Below are 18,770 nucleotides of genomic sequence, written 5' to 3' on the forward strand. Positions count from 1 at the left end.
ATACTTGAGGCATCAAATGTTCATGCTGCCCGAATCCCGATGCCTAATCCTTCCGTGGCCAGCAGCGCCGCCGATGACACCCCGGTCGATCTGGAAACCAGCGCCGGCGAATCGGACCACGAGGCGCTGCGGCTCTGGCTGCGCCTGCTGACCTGTACCACGCTGATCGAGGGCGACATCCGCTCGCGCCTGCGCCAGGACTTTGCGGTCACGCTGCCGCGCTTCGACCTGATGTCGCAACTCGACCGCCATCCCGAAGGGCTCAAGATGGGCGAGCTATCGCGCCGCATGATGGTGACTGGCGGCAATGTCACGGGCATCACCGACCAACTGCAGCAGGAAGGCCTGGTCACACGCGAGGCGCTGCCCACGGACCGCCGGGCCTATCTGATCCGCTTGACGCCGGCCGGGCGCGAGGCGTTCTCGCGCATGGCACGCGCGCACGAGACCTGGGTGGAACAATTGTTCTCGGGCCTTGCCGAAACCGATCGGCGCGCCCTCTTCCGACTGCTGGGCCGCCTCAAGTCCAGCCTGACGAGCACGCCATGACCCGAACCGCCATTTTCGTATTTCGATGGATGCCCACGCTGTGCGCGGCCGCGCTGGCCGCGCTGGCCGCGGGCTGCAGCAGCGCACCGTCCGGCCCGCAGGTCACGCCGGTCAATGCCACGATCAAGCTCGGCCGTGTGACCGAAAAGACCTTCCTGTCGCGCGTGGAGGTGCCGCAAGGCGGCGGCTACGGCGGCTACGGGATGGGGGTTGGCGGTGTGGCCGCTGGTGGCGGAGGCGGAGGCGGTGGTGTGGGGGTGGGTTTCTCGGTCGACCTGACGCGGCTGCTGAATCCGCCGCCGCCGCCCATGCAGATGGATCTGTACCAGTACAAGGTCCGGACCACCGATGGCATGGTGGCCCAGGTGAACGGGCCGGCCGCGCCGGGGCTTGAACCCGGCACATGCGTGCGGTTGATCTATCCCGATGGATCGACCCAGCCCCAGATGGCGCCGTCGAACGAATGCTGACGACGGCCGCCCTGCCCGTTCAGGCGGCCTTGCGGCTGTCGCGCAGTTCGCGCCGCAGGATCTTGCCGACGTTGGTCTTCGGCAGCTCCGTGCGGAATTCGACGTACTTCGGCCGCTTGTAGCCGGTCAGGCGGTCCTTGCAGAAAGCGATCACGTCGGCTTCCGACAGCGCCGGGTCCTTCTTGACCACGAACAGCTTCACCACCTCGCCCGAGTGCTGGTCGGGCACGCCAACCGCCGCCACTTCGAGCACGCCCGGGCATTCGGCAACCACGCCTTCCACCTCGTTCGGATACACGTTGAAGCCCGACACCAGGATCATGTCCTTCTTGCGATCGACGATCTTCGTGTAGCCGCGCTCGTCCATCACGCCGATGTCGCCGGTCTTGAAGAAGCCATCCGGGGTCATGACCTTGGCGGTCTCGTCGGGGCGGTTCCAGTAGCCGGCCATCACCTGCGGGCCGCGCAGGCAGATTTCGCCCGGCTGGCCCAGCGGCAGTTCGTTGCCGTCGTCGTCGCGGATCGACACTTCCGTGGAAGGCAGCGGCAGGCCGATGGTGCCCGAGAACGCGTCGGAATCGGTCGGATTGCAGGTGGCCGACGGCGAGGTTTCCGACAGACCGTAGCCCTCGATGATCGGGCAGCCCGTCTTGGCCAGCCAGTTCTTGGCCACCGCTTCCTGCACGGCCATGCCGCCGCCGTTGGCCACGCGCAGGCCCGAGCAGTCGACCTTGGCAAAGTCGGGATGGTTCAGCAGCGCGTTGTACAGCGTGTTCACGGCCGGGAACATATGGAACTTGTACTTCTGCAGTTCCTTGATAAAGCCCGGGATGTCGCGCGGATTCGGAATCAGGATGCTCAGGCCGCCGCTGCGCATGCCCAGCAGGCAGCAGACCGTCAGCGCGAAGATGTGGTACAGCGGCAGCGCGGTGATCGTCACCACCTGGTCGATATGGGCACCCTTGGCCAGCGCCGGCTGCATCCACGCCTCGGACTGCAGCACGTTGGCCACGATATTCCGGTGCAGCAGCGTGGCGCCCTTCGACACCCCCGTGGTGCCGCCCGTGTACTGCAGGAACGCGATGTCGTCCGGGCCCGTGCTGACGGGCTTCAGTTCCATCTTGCGCCCTTCGGCCAGCACGTCGTTGAAGCGCACGCAGTGGGGCAGTTCCCAGGCCGGCACCATCTTCTTGACGTTGCGCACCACGAAATTGACGATGGTGCCCTTCAGGCCGCCCAGCATGTCGCCCATGCTGGCCACCACCACGTGCTTGACCGGCGTGGCCGGCAGCACGGCCTGCAGCGTGGCGGCGAAATTCTCAAGGATCACGATCGCTTCTGCGCCGCTGTCCTTGAGCTGGTGCTCCAGTTCGCGCGGCGTGTACAGCGGATTCACGTTGACCACCACGTAGCCGGCACGCAGCACGGCGGCCAGCACCACCGGATACTGCAGCACGTTCGGCATCATGATGGCCACGCGGGCGCCCGGGCGCAGGCCGCGCGACTGCAGCCAGGCCGCGAACTGGCGCGACAACTGGTCCAGTTCGCCATAGGTGATGGCGCGGTCCATGCAGATGAACGCGCGGCGGTCGGCGTAGGTACGGAACGAATGCTCGAGCAACTGGGCCAGCGAACGGAACTGGCTGGCGTCGATCTCTGCCGGTACGCCTGCCGGATAGTGTTTCAGCCACAGCTTTTCCATACCGTCTCCTGAATTTCTGAATGGTCGTTCGATTTTTGGGGAATGCTAAACGCGTGCCCCATGTGAAGACAACCCGTTAGACGAAGTCCTCCACGAATTGGACCGTCGAAATGGTGAATTATCCGCCACCCATCGGTGAGATCGAGGGAATACCCTGATGAAAACGGCGGAGAAAGCCGCAATCCCTGCCGCCGATCAAGCCGGCGGCAGCACCAGCTTCATCATGTTCTGCGCCAGCTCATGCGCCAGCGCCTCGGGGTCCATGCGTCCCGGTTCATGCCAGGTGTACATGAAGCCGATCACCCCCCCCATGGAATGGGCCGTCACCCGCGCATCGCCGAATGCGAACACGCCTGCGGCGCGCCCTTCCTCCAGCAGCACGTACAGGTCGCGGTAGAACTCGCGCGCCATGCTGTTGAGCCACGCGACCGTATCGCTCTTCAGGTACTGGTTGTCCCGGAAACTCAGCGCCGCCGCCACATGGCACCTGACGCAGCGGCGCGCCATTTCCAGCAGGCAGGCATGCAGGCGTTCGCGCACAGGCAGCGCCGGGTTGGCCGTTTCCCGAATCACCGGCAGGCAGGTCTGCGCCGATTCGCGGCACAGGATGTCGAAGATTTCGTACTTGTCGGCGAAATAGTAGTAGACCGCCGGCTTGGTCACGCCCAGGGCCCGGCACAGGTCGTTCATCGTCATGCCCGGATAGCCTTTCGTGTAGAAAAGCTGCGCGGCCGTATCCAGAATCTGACGGCGGCGCATTTCCTGGCGCTCGGCCACGTGCGAGCGGGCGGGGCCGTCGTCGCTCAGTGTGGCGGCGGCGGTGGCGCGCGGCAGATTGCCGGGTTTCTTGGGGGCATGAGACATGGCCGCCATTTTCGCATGCGGGGCGTGCGTCACCATCGGGAAACTCCCGCGTCAGGGTTTTGGCGTATCGGCCACGGCCCCCGTGGTGCCACGGGCCGTCAGCGGCGTGACCTCGGTGGCCGGCGGCGCCAGCCTGCGCAACGCCGCGTCGCGTTCGGCCGGCGGCAGATCGCCGATCTTGCGCGCGGCGGCATAGAAGCGTTCCCAGTCGCCGCCGCACTGCGCCAGCAGCGCCGTGAAGGCCGGCACCCATTGCTGGTACGTGGCCACGGCGGCCAGGTGGGCGTTGGTCAGCGGCTGGTCGAACCAGCGGTCGTAGCCGGTATAGCCGGCCCATTCGACCTTCAGCGCGGCGTACTCCTGTCGCAGTTCGTCGAAGATGCGCGCCTTGCCTTGGCGCTTGGCTTCGTCGGTCAGCGGTGACTTGTACAGCGCCACCAGCTTGTCGCGCGTGCCGAGCAGCATCGCCCGGAACTGGCGGCGCCGGCCGTCATAGATCTTGTAGCTGGCGCGCGCGTCGGCCGAACCCTCCTGCGCCAGCCAGTGCTCCACGCCGGCCACTTCCACGGCGGTGGCAAACGACTCGTTGAACGCGGTGTCGTTGCGCACGTACACCACCTGGTGCGCCAGTTCGTGGAAGATCAGCCGGGCCAGTTCCCCCTCGGGCTGGTAGACGAAGGTATTGAGTAGCGGATCGTCGAAATAACCGAGCGTGGAATAGGCCGGGATGCCCGCCACGTACGTTTCGAAGCCGTCGCGGCGCAGCCCCTTGGCATAGTGATCGGCATCGTCCTGGCTGTAGTAGCCGCGATAGGTAATGCAGCCGACGATCGGGAAGCACCACTTGCGCAGGTCCAGCGACAGTTCGGGCGTGGCGAACACGCTCCACACCACATAGGGCCGGTGCAAATTGGCGTAACGGCGATAACTGCCGTTGTCGGGAAGTTTCAGTTCGCGCGATGCGTAGTCGCGGATGCGGCGCGCCAGTTCCAGCCGCTGCGCCAGCTTCCGGTCGTTGGCGCCGTTGGCCGTGGCGATGGCGTCGTCCAGCGACTGCGCCGAAGCCATCACGCCCAGGTGTCCACCGATCGACTGATAGTAATAGCCGACCGTATCGCAGCCGGCCGCCAGCGTCGCACCAGCGAGTATCGCGAGGATACCCGCCAGGCGCCGGCGGGCCGGCCACCGTTTCATGATGCCAGGGCCTCGGTCCGCACCGCCTCCACTTCCACGAGGCAGTCATAGAACACCGGCGCGCGGCCCAGGTCGGTCAGCTGCTGGCTGGTCAGTTCGTTGGCGTTCTTGCCATCGGGGGCCAGCTTCTTCCACCAGATCGACAGGCCCACCACCAGCCCCTGCCTGGCGCGATCGGTCACGCGGGCACGCGCCTGCATGCTGCCGCGGTCGTTGTAGACGCGCACCATATCGCCGTGGGCGATGTTGCGCGCGGCGGCGTCCACCGGATGGATGTCCAGATGGGGCTCGCCTTCGGTGCTGCGCAGGCTGTCCACATTGACGAACGTGCTGTTCAGGAAATTGCGCGCCGGCGGGGAGATCATCGACAGCGGATACCGTGCCGCCAGTTCCGGCGCCGACGACGGCGTCTCGTACGGCGCCACATGGGCCGGCAGCGGGTCGAGCCCGTCGCGCGCCATGGCTGCCGAATAGAACTCGCACTTTCCCGAAGCCGTCGGGAAGCCGCCGTTGGCGAACGGCGCCGCGTCGATATTGAGCCGCTGCCAGCCGCGCGCCTTCAGCGTGTCCCAACTGATGCCCTCGGCGCGCTTGTCGTCGCGCAGGATGGCCTGGCTGGCGATTTCCTCGTCGGTATCGGCAAAGCACGGCTCGGCAAACCCCATGCGCGCGGCCAGCCGACGGAAGATCTCGGTGTTCGGCAGCGCCTGGCCCAGCGGGGCCACGGCCTGGTTGTTGGCCATGAAGTAGACGTGGCCGTAGGTCTTGTGGACGTCCACGTGTTCCAGCTGCGTGGTGGCCGGCAGCACGATATCGGCATAGTCGGCCGTATCGGTGCGGAAGTGTTCCAGCACCACCGTGAACAGGTCCTCGCGCGCAAACCCCTGCGCCACCTTGGCCGACTCGGGCGCCACCGCCACCGGATTGCTGTTGTAGACGACCACCGCTTCGATCTTCGGGCCGTTGCCGCGCGTGCCGTCGTCCAGCAGCGCATCGCCGATCGTGCTCATGTTCACGGTGCGCGGCAGTTCGGGCCACTTGGGCAGCAGGTCGGGGCGCTGCAGCGACGCCGTATCGACCGGGAAGAAACCCGACGTGGACAGCTGCAGGCCGCCCGCCGGCTGGCGCCAGGCGCCTACCAGCGACGGCAGGCAGGCCACGGCGCGTACCGCCTGGCCGCCGCCGCGCACGCGCTGCATGCCGTAGTTGAGGCGGATGGCCACGGGCTGGCGTTCCTTGACCGCCAGCTGGCCGTACAGGCCGGCCAGCCATTCGATATCCTCCACGGGCACGCCGCAGATGTCGGCTGCCCGGGCCGGCGGATAGTCCATCGCCCGCTCCCGCAGCGCGTCGAAACCGACCGTGTGCTGCGCGATGTAGTCGTGGTCCAGCAGGCCGTCCCGGATCAGGATGTGGATCATCGCCAGCGCCAGTGCGCCGTCGGTGCCCGGCATCGGCGCGATATGGCGATGGCACTTCTCGGCCGTCAGCGATCGGTACGGGTCGATCGCCACCAGCGTGGCGCCGCGGCGCTTGGCTTCCTGCGCGCGGGTCCAGAAATGCAGGTTCGACGCAATCGGGTTGCCGCCCCAGATGATCACCAGCTTCGCATCGACCACGTGCTCCATGTCCATGCCGACGCTGGCGCCATAGGTGTAGCGCAGCGCCGTGGCGCCGGCACTGGCACAGATCGTGCGATCCAGCAGCGACGCCCCAAGCTTGTGAAAGAACCGCGCGGCCATGCTTTCGCCCTGCACCAGGCCCATCGTGCCCGCGTAGCTGTACGGGACGATGGCCTCGGGGTTGCGTGCGGCGATGGCGCCCAGCCGCGTGGCGATCTCGTCGAGCGCGGTTTCCCAGGAGATCGGCTCGAACTTGCCCTCGCCCTTCCTGCCCACCCGGCGCAGCGGCGTCAGCAGGCGGTCGGCGTGGTACGTGCGTTCGGTGTAGCGCGACACCTTGGTGCAGAGCACCCCGCCCGTGGTGGGATGGTCTGGATCGCCGGCCACCTTGGTGGCGCGGCCGTCCTCGACGGTGACGAGCAGCGCACAGGTGTCGGGACAATCATGGGGGCAGGCGGCGCGGACGATGCGGGTGGCCATGGTGGGCTCGGGCAGGCAGATACGGCGGGTGGGGGCGCCCGGTCCGGGCATTCGGCGGGCCGACGGCGTGGCGTTTGTCAACGGCGTGACTGTGGCGCAGTGGCGTCGGCCAAACATTGCTGACCGGGAGAAATTGTTTGGCTCCGATTGTATTCGATTATGATGTGCCGGCGCAGTCCGGCCAAGGCCGGCAACTGTCCGGCCCAGCAGGGCCGGGAGCCGTACCGGCACAAGATCCGGACGGCATCCGCGGGGTCCGAAAGCAGCAAAGACGCAACGAAGAACGTTTTACGGATTTTTGACGGGGATTCACATGGGTTTCACTTCTGGGGTCAAGCGCCGGCAGTTCGCCGGCCTGATGATGGCGGCCGCGCTCGCGGCCAGCGGCGTACCAGGCGCCGCGTTTGCCGCCAACACCGCGCCCGCCGAGGCTGGCGTGTCCGCCGATACGATCCTGCTGGGACAATCGGCCGCGCTGACCGGCCCCACGGCCGTGCTGGGCAAGCAGATGAACGCCGGCGCGCGCCTTTACTTCGACTACATCAACAGCCATGGCGGCGTGTTCGGCCGCAAGATCGAACTCAAGGCGCTGGACGATGCCTACGAGCCCGACGAGGCCGTCAAGAACACGAAGAAGCTGATCGAGGAAGACCGCGTCTTTGCGCTGTTCGGCTATGTGGGCACGCCCACCAGCCAGGCCGCGCTGCCGCTGGTCAGCCAGGCGCGCATTCCGTTCTTCGCCCCGTTCAGCGGCGCACAGACGCTGCGCGACGGGTCCAACCGCTACGTCTTCCACGTGCGCGCGGGCTACGAGGAAGAAACCGCCGCCATCGTGCGCCAGATCCGCACCACCGGCCTGAAGCGCATTGCCGTGGTCTACAACGACGACGGCTACGGCAAGGCCGGCCTGGCGGGCATCGAGCACGCCATCAAGGCGCTGCCGGCCGACAGCGGCGTGAAGCTGGTGGCGCAGTCCAGCGTGGTCCGCAACACGGTGGAAATCGGCGATGCGATGCAGGAGGCCATGAAGGCCAAGCCCGATGCCGTGGTGCTGATCAGCGCCTATCGCACGGCCGGCGCCTTCGTGAAGGAGGCCCTGCGCCGCAGCTACAGCGGACAGTTCTATAACGTGTCGTTCGTGGGCACCCAGGCGCTGGCCAGGGAAGTGGGCCCGCAGGGCAGCGGCGTGATCATCTCGCAGGTGATGCCGCATCCGGGCAATGCCACGCTGCCGGTGGTGCGCGAATACCTGCGCCTGCTGCAGGCGGCCGGCAAGCAAAACGACTTCGACTACGCCAGTATCGAAGGCTTCATCGCCGCCAAGGCATTCGTGGAAGGGCTGCGCCGCGCCGGCAAGGACCTGACGCGCGAACGCTTCGTGATGGCGCTGGAGAGCATGCGCAACGTGGACCTGGGCGGATTCATCGTCCAGTTCGGCCCGGACAACCACGTGGGCTCGAAATTCGTCGAAATGACGATCATCAATTCGCGGGGGGTGGTGATTCGCTGAGGGGTGTGGTGCGGCGGTTTTCTCCCCTCTCCCGCGCTGCGGGAGAGGGGTTGGGGGAGAGGGCCGCGCCGCTCAAGATGCGATAGCGGCAAATTGACCGCCATGCCCTCTCCCCCAACCCCTCTCCCATTGCATGGGAGAGGGGAGCGAGCTCCGGTCAAGGGTTTCGATTGGAAAACTACCCCCCTCACTCATCCCATGTCATTCAGGTGACATGCCGACCACCGTAGCGGCGCGATCTCCTTGAGCGCGGGCTGTTCCGCCTTGCAGCGCGGCATCGCGTGCGGGCAGCGCGGGTGGAAGTGACAGCCCATCGGCGGATTGAGCGGCGACGGGATTTCGCCCCGGATCGCCACATACGTCTTCTTGCCCACCTCCAGCTTCGGCGCCTCGGCCAGCAGTGCCTGGGTGTACGGATGGTTCGGCGACGCGAACACTTCCTCGGTCGGCGCCGATTCCACCACACGCCCCAGGTACATGATCACCACGCGGTCGCTGATGTGCTTGACCACCCCCAGGTCGTGGCTGATGAACAGGTAGGTCAGGTTCAGGTCTTCGCGCAGGCGGATGAACAGGTTCAGCACCTGGGCCTGGATCGACACGTCCAGCGCCGCCACGGACTCATCGCAGACCAGGAATTCCGGCTTCACGGCCAGGGCCCGGGCAATGCCGATACGTGCCCGCTGGCCCCCCGAGAACTGGTGCGGAAAACGGCGCAGCACCGTGGGGTCCATGCCCACGCGCACGAGCATGTCTTCCACATAAGCCTTCTGCGCGCCCTTCTCGACCATGCCATGCACGACCGGCGCCTCGCCGACGATGTCGAGCACGCGCAGGCGCGGGTTCAGCGACGCGTACGGGTCCTGGAAGATCATCTGGATGGCCAGCTGCTTCTCGCGCCGCTTGTCGGGCGGCAGGCGGTCCAGGTCGGTGCCGCGCCAGAGCCGCTCGCCTTCGGTCAGCGAATGCAGGCCCACGGCCATGCGGCCCAGCGTGGACTTGCCGCAGCCCGACTCGCCGACCAGCCCCACGACCTCGCCGGTGCGGATGGCCAGGTCCACCCTGTCAACGGCATGCACCACTTCCATCTTCTGCTTTGCGCCAAACACATTGGCGACCCGGGCGGCAACGTCCAGCGACTTGACGAATCGCTTGGACACCCCGCGCAGTTCCAGCAGCGGCGCCGGCGGCGTGGCGGCGTCGGGCGACGCGTCCACGGCGGCGGCCTTCGGGGTTTCGATCACGGGCGTACTCATGCGGCCTCCTGCTGGGCATGCACCGGGTGGAAGCAGCGCAACTGCCGGCCATCTGGCGAAACGGCCAGCGGCGGATCACTCTTGCACACGTCGGTGGCGTACGGGCAGCGGTTGCGGAACGAGCAGCCGCCCGGCAGGTTCAGCAGCGACGGCGTCATGCCAGGGATCTGCCGCAGCGGCGCACCGCGCGGATTGCGCGACGGCGCCGAGCTGATCAGTCCGTGCGTATAGGGATGATGGGGCTGCTCCAGCACCTGACGCACATCGCCCGATTCGACGATCTTGCCCGCGTACATCACGCAGACCTTGTCGGCCAGGCCGGCCACCACCGACAGGTCATGGGTAATCCAGATCAGCGCCGTGCCCGATTCGCGGCACAGCGTCTGCATTTCATAGAGGATCTGGCCCTGGATGGTCACGTCCAGCGCCGTGGTCGGCTCGTCGGCGATGATCAGGTCGGGCTTGTTCAGCAGCGCGATGGCAATGGCCACGCGCTGGCGCATCCCGCCCGAGAACTGGTGCGGATAGGCCTGCAGGCGTTCGTCCGGCGACGGGATGCCCACGCGCGCCAGCGCATTGCGGGCGCGCTCGCGGGCGGCGGCCTTGCTGACGTCGTCGTGCGCGCGCACGGCCTCGATCATCTGCGTGTCGATGCGCAGGACCGGGTTCAGCGTCATCATCGGGTCCTGGAAGATCATGGCGATGCGGTTGCCGCGCACGTCGCGCTGCTGGGCCGGGGTGAGCGCGCGCAGGTCGCGCGTCACGCCGTCGCGGCTGGTCAGGGCGATGCGGCCGTCCACGACCCGGCCGGGCGGATCGATCAAGCCCATGATCGAATAGCCGGTCATCGACTTGCCGGAGCCCGACTCACCGACCAGGCCCATGATTTCGCCACGGCCCACCGAGAACGACACATCGTCCACGGCCCTGGCCACGCCGGCGCGGGTGAAGAACTGCGTTTTTAGATTTTCTACGACCAGGGTTGGCTGGGTCATATCGGCGCTCCTGGTGTGTTACTGCGTCTGCAGGCGGGGGTTCAGCACGTCGCGCAACTGGTCGGCCACCAGGTTCATCGACACGATGGTGACGACCAGCGCGATGCCGGGGAAGAAGCTGATCCAGTACTTGCCGGACAGCATGTATTGCTGTCCGTTGGCGATCAGCATGCCCAGCGACGGCTCCGTGACCGGCACGCCCAGCCCCAGGAACGACAGCGTGGCTTCCAGCGTGATGGCCGATGCCACCTGCAACGCGGCGATCACGATCAGCGGCGGCAGGCAGTTCGGCAGCAGGTGCCGGAACATGATGCGCTGCGGCGGCAGCCCCAGGCAGGTGGCCGCCTCGATGTATTCCTTGCGGCGCTCCACCAGCGCCGCGCTGCGCGTGGTGCGGGCATAGTAGGCCCACTGCACCGCCACCAGCGCGATCACGATATTGCCGATGCCGGGTCGTAGAAACGCCAGAAGGATCAGTGCCAGCAGGATCGGCGGGAACGACAGCTGCAGGTCCGCCACCCGCATGATGAATGCCTCGGTGCGCCCGCCGAGAAAGCCGGCCAGCAGCCCCAGCGTGGCGCCCAGCAGCAGGGCAATCACCGTGCTGACCACGCCCACGCCCACGCTGATGCGCAGGCCGTACATCACGGCCGACAGCATGTCGCGGCCCTGCTCGTCGGAGCCCATGATGAACGTCATGCCGCTGCCGGCCTGCTCGCCCGGCGCCAGGCGCGCGTCGAGCACGTCCAGGGTGGCCAGGTCATAAGGATTCTGCGGGGCCAGCAGCGGCGCGATGATCGCGATCAGGATGATCAGCAGCAGCGTCACCAGCCCCAGCACCGCCAGCTTGCTTTCGAAGAACTGCCGCGCGAAGCGGCGCCACGGGGTCTGTTCCCTGGCCGCCGGCGTCGGCTGGGCCGGGGCTTGCTGAGGGACGGTCGATGTGCTCATGGCTCAGCCCTTGTTGTCGGCAATGCGCACGCGCGGATCGAGCATGCTGTAGACGATATCCACCACCAGGTTGATCAGGATGAACAGCGTCACGATCACCATCAGGTAGGCGACGATCACCGGGCGGTCCAGCAACTGGATCGAATCAATGATCAGCTTGCCCATGCCGGGCCACGCGAAGATCGACTCGGTCACGATCGCGAACGCGATGATCGAGCCGAACTGCAGCGCGATCACGGTGACGATCGGGATCAGAATATTCTTAAGAACGTGGACACCGACGATGCGCGTGTTCGACAAGCCCTTGGCGCGGGCGAACTTCACGTAGTCCTGCAGCATCGCCTCCTGCGTGCCGGCACGCGTGAGCCGGATCACCATGGCGATATTCAGCAGCGACAGCGTCACGGCGGGCAGGATCAGGTGCCGGATGCCGTCCCCTGTCAGGAAGCTCAGCGGCACGCCCAGCACGCTGACCGTTTCACCCCGCCCGTTCGACGGCAGCCAGCCCAGCTGCACGGCGAACACCATGATCAGCATCAGCCCGACCCAGAACGTGGGCAGCGAGAAGCCCAGGATCGACACCGTCATGATGGTCTTGCCGGCCACGCCGTTCGGCCGCAGCCCCGCCCACAGGCCCAGCGGGATGCCCAGCACGATGGCCAGCAGGATGGCGCACACCGCCAGCTCCATCGTGGCCGGCATGCGTTCGAAGATCAGCTTCAGCGCCGGGGTGCCATGCGCGAACGAGGTGCCCAGATTTCCGTGCAGCGCGTTCTGCAGGAAGATCCAGTATTGCTCCCAGAGTGGCTTGTCGAGGCCAAGCGCGGCGATGGTGCGTTTGATGTCTTCCTGGTCGGCCTGCGGGCTGATCAGGATGTCGATCGGGTTGCCGATCGCAAAAACGCCAAGAAACACGAGCAACGACATGACCAGCAGCACAACCACGCTCTGCATCAGTCGCCGGATGATGAAGACCAGCATTTTCCAGACGCCTATCCTTTCGCCGGCGCGCGGTGGCGCACTGCCGGCGGGTTCGCGGCCCACGGGGAAGATCGTGGGAACATCGCCCCGGCTTCTCGTGGAAGACCGGGGCCGCGATCATACCGGAGCCGCCAGCCGCTGGCGGCGCCGTCCTGCCCTGCTGGCTTACTGGGCAGGCTTGAACAGGTGCGCGTAGGTACGTTCGTCGGTACGCGGCACATACGTGATGCCCTTCTGCGTGGCCCACGTGGTCACCTGATGGTGGATCGGGATGATGCCACCATCAAGAATGGCGATGGCCGTGGCTTCCTGCAGCAGCTTGGACCGCTCGTTGTCATCCACGGTGGCCAGCGCCTTTTCCAGCACCGCATCCATCTTCGGATTGCAGTACTCGCCCCAGTTCGTGGTGCCGAAGCCCTTCTTCGAGTCTTCACACGCGAGCAGCGCGCGCAGCGGCGAGCTGACCTCGCCGGTCTGGGCGCCCCAGCCCACCAGGCCGAACGACCATTCGCGCTTGATCGCCTTCGACGAGTACGTGGCCATCGGCATGCCTTCCACCTTGGTATTGATGCCGATGCGGGTCAGGTTCTGCGCGATGGTCTGCGCAATCTTCTCGTCGTTGACGTAACGGTTGTTCGGCGTATGCAGCGTCAGCCCGAAGCCGTTCGGATAACCGGCGTCGGCCAGCATCTTCCTGGCCGCTTCCGGATCGTATTTCACCGTCTTCAGCGCCGGGTTGTGGCCGAACAGCGTGGGCGGCACCAGGTTGTTGGTCGGCTCGGACAGGCCTTCCATCAGGCGGTCCTTGATGCCCTGGCGGTTGATGGCCGTGCTGATGGCGATGCGCACGCGCGCGTCCTTCAGCGGGTTCTTGTCCATCGGCTGGCCGTCCTTGGTCGTCACGAACGGCGACTTGTCGCGCTTGACGTCGAAGTACAGGTAGATCACGCGGTGCGAGATCTTCGAGAAGAACGACAGCTTGGGATCGCTTCGCACCTTCGGCAGGTCGGGCGTGGGCACGTTCTCGATGGCCTGCACGTCGCCCGACAGCAGCGCGGCCAGGCGCGTGGCCGGGTTGGGGATGAAGCGCAGCGTCACCTTGTCCCAGGCCGGCTTGGCTCCCCAGTAGTCGGGGTTCTTCACCAGTTCCACCCGGTCGTCGCGCGCATAGCTGACGAACTTGAACGGCCCGGTGCCGACCATGCCCTTGCCCTGTGCAAAGTCGTCGGAAGACAGGCCCTGCGTGGCCTTCTTCTGGACCATGAACACCGATGTCAGGTCGTTGAGCATCAGCGGGTACGGCTGGTTGGTGGTCACCTGGATCGTGTACTTGTCGATGATCTTCTTGTTGATGATCGCCTTGGTGTACACATCGAACTTGCCCGGGCTGTTGACGATGGTAGCCGGGCGGTCCAGCGACCACGCGATGTCTTCGGTGGTCAGTTCGGTGCCGTCATGCCACTTCACGCCCTTGCGGATCTTGAATTCCCACGTGAGGTTGTTGACCAGCTTCCACGATTCGGCCAGGCCCGGCACCACCTTGCTGTCGGGGTCGAGCTTGATCAGCGTCTCGAACACGTGCTCGGACACATTGATGTTCGAGAACAGGTTGTAGAAATGCGGATCCATTGAGGTCGGCGGCGAGCTCATGGCGATCTTGAGATCGACCGCCTGGGCCGGAGCGGCCAGGCCGAGCGCACCGGTCAGCAGGACAGTACCGACCGCCTTGCCGACAGCCTTCTTGACGTGACGAAGGAACATCGCACGATTCTCCCAGTGGGAAGTCTTGAAATGACGATAAGGATCGGTCGCGCGCGTCCCGAATGTCTCACGCAGGAGCGCCGCATTTTGGTGCGGCATTCCGCTGGGCAACGTGGCGCGCAACCGGCCGGGCAGTTCAAGCATGAACTGTTCCAGCAGTACACGGCGTCCGCCATGCGGGGAAACCCACCCGCCCTGCAGCATCGCCCGTTGCTGCGCTGCGCCAGCATGGAGGCGGGCGCCGCAGGGCCGGACCGCTGCCGGAGCCAATGTATGCCCGCCGGGGCCGGCCGCGCACCGATACGTGACCGGGCCGGCGGCAGGTGCCGGGAACGCCTTGTTTTGGCGCTTCTACGATAGGCGTCGTATGATCTGGGGTATCCAATTGCCCCATTTGCCCGGACCGGCATCATGAAGCTCATCCCCGAAATCCTGCAGGCGCAAGCCGAAATCCGCACCATTCGACGTGACATCCACGCGCATCCCGAACTGTGTTTCGAGGAACAGCGCACCGCCGACGTGGTGGCCAAGAACCTGGAATCCTGGGGCATCGAGGTCCACCGCGGCCTGGGCACCACCGGCCTGGTCGGCGTCATCCGCCATGGCAATAGCGCCAAAACCATCGGCCTGCGTGCCGACATGGATGCGCTGCCGCTGCAGGAAGCCAACACCTTCGGCCATCGCTCGCAACACGAAGGCAAGATGCACGCGTGCGGCCATGATGGCCATACGGCGATGCTGCTGGGCGCCGCGCGCTACCTGGCCGAGCATCGCAATTTCGACGGCACCGTGCACCTGATCTTCCAGCCGGCCGAAGAAGGCGGTGGCGGCGCGCGCGAGATGATCAAGGACGGCCTGTTCGAGCGTTTTCCGTGCGATGCCGTGTTCGGCATGCACAACTGGCCGGGCATGCCGGTCGGCTCGTTCGGCACCACGGCCGGCCCGCTGATGGCATCGAGCAACGAATTCAAGATCACCGTGCGCGGCAAGGGCGCGCATGCAGCCATGCCGCACAATGGCGCAGACCCGGTGTTCACGGGCGCCCAGATCGTAACGGCGCTGCAGGGCATCATCACACGCAACAAGCGGCCGATCGACACCGCCGTGATCTCGGTGACGCAGTTCCACGGCGGCGACGCCACCAACATCGTGCCCAATGAAGTCTGGCTGGGCGGCACGGTGCGCACCTTCACCGTGGAAGTGCTCGATCTGATCGAACGGCGCATGGAAGAAGTGTCGCGCGCGGTGGCGCAGGCGTTCGATTGCACGATCGATTTCGAATTCCGCCGCAACTATCCACCCACCATCAACAGCGCGGCCGAAGCCGAGTTCGCGGTGGGCATCGCCAGCGAACTGGTGGGTGCCGACAACGTCGACGGCAACGTGGAACCGACCATGGGCGCCGAGGACTTTTCGTTCATGCTGCAGGAGAAGCCCGGCTGCTACCTGTTCATCGGCAACGGCGAGGGCTCGCACCGCGAGGCTGGCCACGGCATGGGCCCGTGCATGCTGCACAACCCCAGCTACGACTTCAACGACGAACTGCTGCCGGTGGGCTCCACGTTCTTCGTCAAGCTGGTGGAGAAATGGCTCGCGCCGGCCTGATCCGGCACCGATCGACGTTTCAGGCGACGTACGATGCCCCATACGCTGCTGGACGACGCCGTGGCGTCGCGATTTGCCCGGGTGGCGCTCGACAATATCGTGCGTCCGTATCCGCACAAGCTGGACCACCTGATGGTGGATGCGGGCGACCTGGCGGCGCCGGCGGTCAGCCACCCGGTCTTCTACGGCAGCTACGACTGGCATTCGTCGGTGCACATGCACTGGCTGCTGGTGCGGCTGCTGGTCTTGCGTCCGAACCTGCCCGATGCCGGCCGCATCCGCGAAACACTCGATGCCCAGTTCCGCCCGGAGGCCTTCGCCACGGAGCTGGCCTATTTCGAACGGCCCGCCTCCCGGACCTTCGAACGGCCTTATGGCTGGGCATGGGTGCTGCGGCTCCAGGCCGAGCTGGGCGCGCTGGGACTCAAAGACCCGCAGGCGGCCAGGTGGGCCGCCGCTTGCGCGCCGCTGGCCAACCATCTGGCCCAACGTCTGATGGACTACATCGACGTAGCCGATTTCCCGGTTCGCACCGGCACCCATTTCAATAGTGCGTTTGCGCTGGTGATGGCGCTGTTCTATGTGCGGCAGGACCAGCATCCGGCCCTGCGCAAATCGATCGTGCGTCGGGCGCATCGCTGGTTCGCGCATGACCTGCGCTATCCGGCCCGCTACGAGCCAGGCGGCGACGAATTCCTGTCAGGCGGCCTGATGGAGGCCGTGCTGATGCGGCAGGTCATGGATGACTGCGGCTTTGCGGAATGGTGGGACCTGTTTTCGCCGGGACAGGCCGAACTCGGAACCTGGCTGACCCCTGTGGCTGTCGCGGATCGGACCGATCCGAAGATGTCTCATCTGGACGGTCTGAATCTGTCGCGCGCCTGGTGCTGGCGGCTGCTGGGCCCGGCCTTGCCATCGCCCCTGCAGCCGCTGGCCGTGCGGGCCTGGTCCGATCATCTGGAAGTGTCCCTGCCGCAGGCCGTGGATGGCCACTACGTGGCGACGCACTGGCTTGCCTCGTTCGCGCTGCTGGCGCTGGAAGACCTGAGCGTCGGGTAGCGGCCCCCCAGGCGGGGCCCGGCGGGGTTCTGCCGGGTTCGCGGGCTTAGTCGAGCGCGATATCGCCGTACCAGGCTTCGGCGCGGCTCTTGGTGTTGTCGGTATCGGTCATCAGGCCGACCGCGAGGATCTTGCCGGGATCGGCGCCGAACGCCTTGCGGTAGTCGGCACGCAGGTCGCGTTCATGGCAGCGCCATTCGTTGGTATGGCGCGTGCCCGAATCCACGATGATCATGCGAACGCGGTCCGTGTGGGGATTGTTCAGGACGCTGCCCACCGGACGCTTGCCGCCCCAGATGTACATCAACGTGGCATACGGCATTTCCCGACCCGTGGTAATGCGCGCCATTTCGTACATCAACTGGTCTTTCAGCGACAACGTGCTGCGATCCCCATCGAAAGCGACGAAAATCCGCAATGGGGCATCCTCGCGATGGCTGACCGCGTTATCCGCGACACGAATCACATCCCGCGTCTTCCACATCCAGCGCAGCGTGCCAGGATCGCGCTGTTCAAGCGGCACGTACAGGCCCGACGCGGACCCGTCGGCCTCGGCATGCAGCACGGTGCGCTGGTCGACTTCGGCCAGCGAATAACGAGTAGGCGTCTTGTTGCGATTGACCTTCCAGGGCTGCCAGCCTGTTGGGCTCGCCGTGGGGCCCGCAGGGGTGGCGAAGGCCGAGAATAGCGGCGGTTCTGCCAGCAACGGCAACGATGTGGCGTCGGATTCGGCCTCGCTGTCGCCGCCTGCGTCCGAATCGGCTGCGCCATTCGCCGCCTGATTCGACGTCCGATTCGCCTGCTCGAGCAGGTCGGCCGGCTGGCCTCGAACGGCGGCGTTCAACAAGCCTTTTTCCGCGAACGTCGCGCAATTTCCGTCCGAGACGGTGGCCAACCTTGATGGATCGGTCGGTGCGACCGTCGATGATGCACAACCGGCGAGCGCGAGCGCGCTCACCACACAAGCCAGTGCTGGCCGAAACTTCATGGCCACGATAACCCCCTGGACCCTGATAACCCGATACTTACCCGTTCGTCGAAATCCCAACCGCCTGGCTATTCGGCGCCGAGGCTTGGTATTGCAGACTGCTTCGTGCTGAATTTTTCAGCACTTGAAGGCAGACGATATCAGATGCATCGCGGACCCGGAATGCTCGGGTACCCTGAATACAACAGCCAACATAACGGGCTGTGCTTTTCGAATTTGTTCTATGGACAGTGGGCGCAACCAGGGCATGTGCGCCGGGGGCCAAGGGGGAATTTGCCTGCTCTGCGTTTCGCATCCGCCAAAGCAAAACCCCCAAGCTTTTGGGGCTTGGGGGTTCTGGGTATAAGAGCCTGGCGATGACCTACTTTCACACGGGTAGTCCGCACTATCATCGGCGCAAAGTCGTTTCACGGTCCTGTTCGGGATGGGAAGGGGTGGTTCCAACTCGCTATGGTCACCAGGCATGAGGGGTTGCCGCGCTGACATGCATCAGCGCAGCGAATCTGGGGTGTAGTAAGGGGGTTGTGTTGTATGCCTGTGGCACACGCGGACTCTGGTCTAACCAGGTCAAACACACTGGTTATAGGATCAAGCCTTACGGGCAATTAGTACTGGTTAGCTTAACGCATTACTGCGCTTCCACACCCAGCCTATCAACGTCCTGGTCTCGAACGACCCTTCAAGGAGGTCAAGCCTCCAGGGAATCCTCATCTTCAGGCGAGTTTCCCGCTTAGATGCTTTCAGCGGTTATCTCTTCCGTACATAGCTACCCTGCGATGCCTC

Annotated in this window: 15 protein-coding genes and 2 rRNA genes; 5 read left to right on the plus strand and 12 right to left on the minus strand. The window is 65.5% G+C overall.

The window, feature by feature from the left end; all coding sequences use genetic code 11:
* Nucleotides 1–39: 39 nt before the first annotated feature.
* Nucleotides 40–549: a MarR family winged helix-turn-helix transcriptional regulator gene (locus AC3FJ6_RS21100; protein WP_488773585.1), complete on the plus strand. Its 510-nt coding sequence runs from the start codon at nucleotides 40–42 to the stop codon at nucleotides 547–549.
* Nucleotides 546–1,019 carry a hypothetical protein gene (locus AC3FJ6_RS21105; RefSeq protein WP_488773586.1) on the plus strand — a complete coding sequence of 158 codons (474 nt, stop codon included), beginning with the start codon at nucleotides 546–548 and terminating at the stop codon, nucleotides 1,017–1,019. Before AC3FJ6_RS21100 ends, AC3FJ6_RS21105 begins: the two co-directional genes overlap by 4 nt.
* A 19-nt stretch (nucleotides 1,020–1,038) precedes the next feature.
* On the opposite strand, the gene AC3FJ6_RS21110 is transcribed toward AC3FJ6_RS21105, so the two are convergent.
* The 4 genes from AC3FJ6_RS21110 to AC3FJ6_RS21125 all read right to left on the minus strand — a co-directional run bounded on the left by AC3FJ6_RS21110 (nucleotide 1,039) and on the right by AC3FJ6_RS21125 (nucleotide 6,881).
* Entirely contained in the window at nucleotides 1,039–2,721 is a 1,683-nt protein-coding gene (locus tag AC3FJ6_RS21110; protein ID WP_488773587.1) for a long-chain fatty acid--CoA ligase, read from the minus strand.
* 195 nt (nucleotides 2,722–2,916) lie between these two features.
* Nucleotides 2,917–3,585: a TetR/AcrR family transcriptional regulator gene (locus tag AC3FJ6_RS21115; RefSeq protein ID WP_488773588.1), complete on the minus strand. Its 669-nt coding sequence runs from the start codon at nucleotides 3,583–3,585 to the stop codon at nucleotides 2,917–2,919.
* A gap of 51 nt (nucleotides 3,586–3,636) precedes the next feature.
* Complete coding sequence (locus AC3FJ6_RS21120) at nucleotides 3,637–4,779, minus strand: aminopeptidase (RefSeq protein WP_488773589.1); 1,143 nt, start codon at nucleotides 4,777–4,779, stop codon at nucleotides 3,637–3,639.
* Entirely contained in the window at nucleotides 4,776–6,881 is a 2,106-nt protein-coding gene (locus AC3FJ6_RS21125) for a molybdopterin-containing oxidoreductase family protein (RefSeq protein ID WP_488773590.1), read from the minus strand. The genes AC3FJ6_RS21120 and AC3FJ6_RS21125 overlap by 4 nt, the downstream gene beginning before the upstream one ends.
* A gap of 313 nt (nucleotides 6,882–7,194) precedes the next feature.
* Between AC3FJ6_RS21125 and AC3FJ6_RS21130 the strand changes: the two genes are divergently transcribed.
* Nucleotides 7,195–8,391, plus strand: coding sequence for an ABC transporter substrate-binding protein (locus AC3FJ6_RS21130; protein ID WP_488773591.1), 1,197 nt, complete (start codon nucleotides 7,195–7,197; stop codon nucleotides 8,389–8,391).
* A 191-nt stretch (nucleotides 8,392–8,582) separates the two neighbouring features.
* Here AC3FJ6_RS21130 and AC3FJ6_RS21135 read toward each other — a convergent pair whose 3' ends face one another.
* From AC3FJ6_RS21135 to AC3FJ6_RS21155, 5 genes are all read right to left on the minus strand, one after another.
* Complete coding sequence (locus AC3FJ6_RS21135; protein ID WP_488773592.1) at nucleotides 8,583–9,647, minus strand: ABC transporter ATP-binding protein; 1,065 nt, start codon at nucleotides 9,645–9,647, stop codon at nucleotides 8,583–8,585.
* A complete protein-coding gene (locus tag AC3FJ6_RS21140; protein ID WP_488773593.1) occupies nucleotides 9,644–10,642 on the minus strand; it encodes an ABC transporter ATP-binding protein in 999 nt (332 codons plus the stop codon). Before AC3FJ6_RS21140 ends, AC3FJ6_RS21135 begins: the two co-directional genes overlap by 4 nt.
* A gap of 18 nt (nucleotides 10,643–10,660) precedes the next feature.
* Nucleotides 10,661–11,593, minus strand: coding sequence for an ABC transporter permease (locus AC3FJ6_RS21145; protein WP_488773594.1), 933 nt, complete (start codon nucleotides 11,591–11,593; stop codon nucleotides 10,661–10,663).
* 3 nt (nucleotides 11,594–11,596) lie between these two features.
* Nucleotides 11,597–12,574 (minus strand): ABC transporter permease, encoded by a 978-nt coding sequence (locus tag AC3FJ6_RS21150; protein ID WP_153947169.1) that lies wholly within the window; start codon nucleotides 12,572–12,574, stop codon nucleotides 11,597–11,599.
* Between the two features lie 165 nt (nucleotides 12,575–12,739).
* A complete protein-coding gene (locus AC3FJ6_RS21155; protein WP_488773595.1) occupies nucleotides 12,740–14,335 on the minus strand; it encodes an ABC transporter substrate-binding protein in 1,596 nt (531 codons plus the stop codon).
* Nucleotides 14,336–14,746: 411 nt separating this feature from the next.
* Between AC3FJ6_RS21155 and AC3FJ6_RS21160 the strand changes: the two genes are divergently transcribed.
* Nucleotides 14,747–15,940, plus strand: coding sequence for a M20 aminoacylase family protein (locus AC3FJ6_RS21160; protein ID WP_488773596.1), 1,194 nt, complete (start codon nucleotides 14,747–14,749; stop codon nucleotides 15,938–15,940).
* A 33-nt stretch (nucleotides 15,941–15,973) separates the two neighbouring features.
* Nucleotides 15,974–16,999, plus strand: a complete 1,026-nt coding sequence (locus tag AC3FJ6_RS21165; protein WP_488773597.1) for a DUF2891 domain-containing protein — start codon at nucleotides 15,974–15,976, stop codon at nucleotides 16,997–16,999.
* A gap of 46 nt (nucleotides 17,000–17,045) precedes the next feature.
* Here the strand turns inward: AC3FJ6_RS21165 and AC3FJ6_RS21170 are convergent, their stop codons facing one another.
* From AC3FJ6_RS21170 to AC3FJ6_RS21180, 3 genes are all read right to left on the minus strand, one after another.
* A complete protein-coding gene (locus AC3FJ6_RS21170) occupies nucleotides 17,046–17,996 on the minus strand; it encodes a DUF3047 domain-containing protein (protein ID WP_488773601.1) in 951 nt (316 codons plus the stop codon).
* A 339-nt stretch (nucleotides 17,997–18,335) separates the two neighbouring features.
* Nucleotides 18,336–18,449 (minus strand): 5S ribosomal RNA (gene rrf / locus AC3FJ6_RS21175).
* Between the two features lie 122 nt (nucleotides 18,450–18,571).
* A 23S ribosomal RNA gene (locus tag AC3FJ6_RS21180) occupies nucleotides 18,572–18,770 on the minus strand; the annotation flags it as partial.

The sequence above is a fragment of the Cupriavidus sp. 94F1 genome (assembly GCF_057798875.1).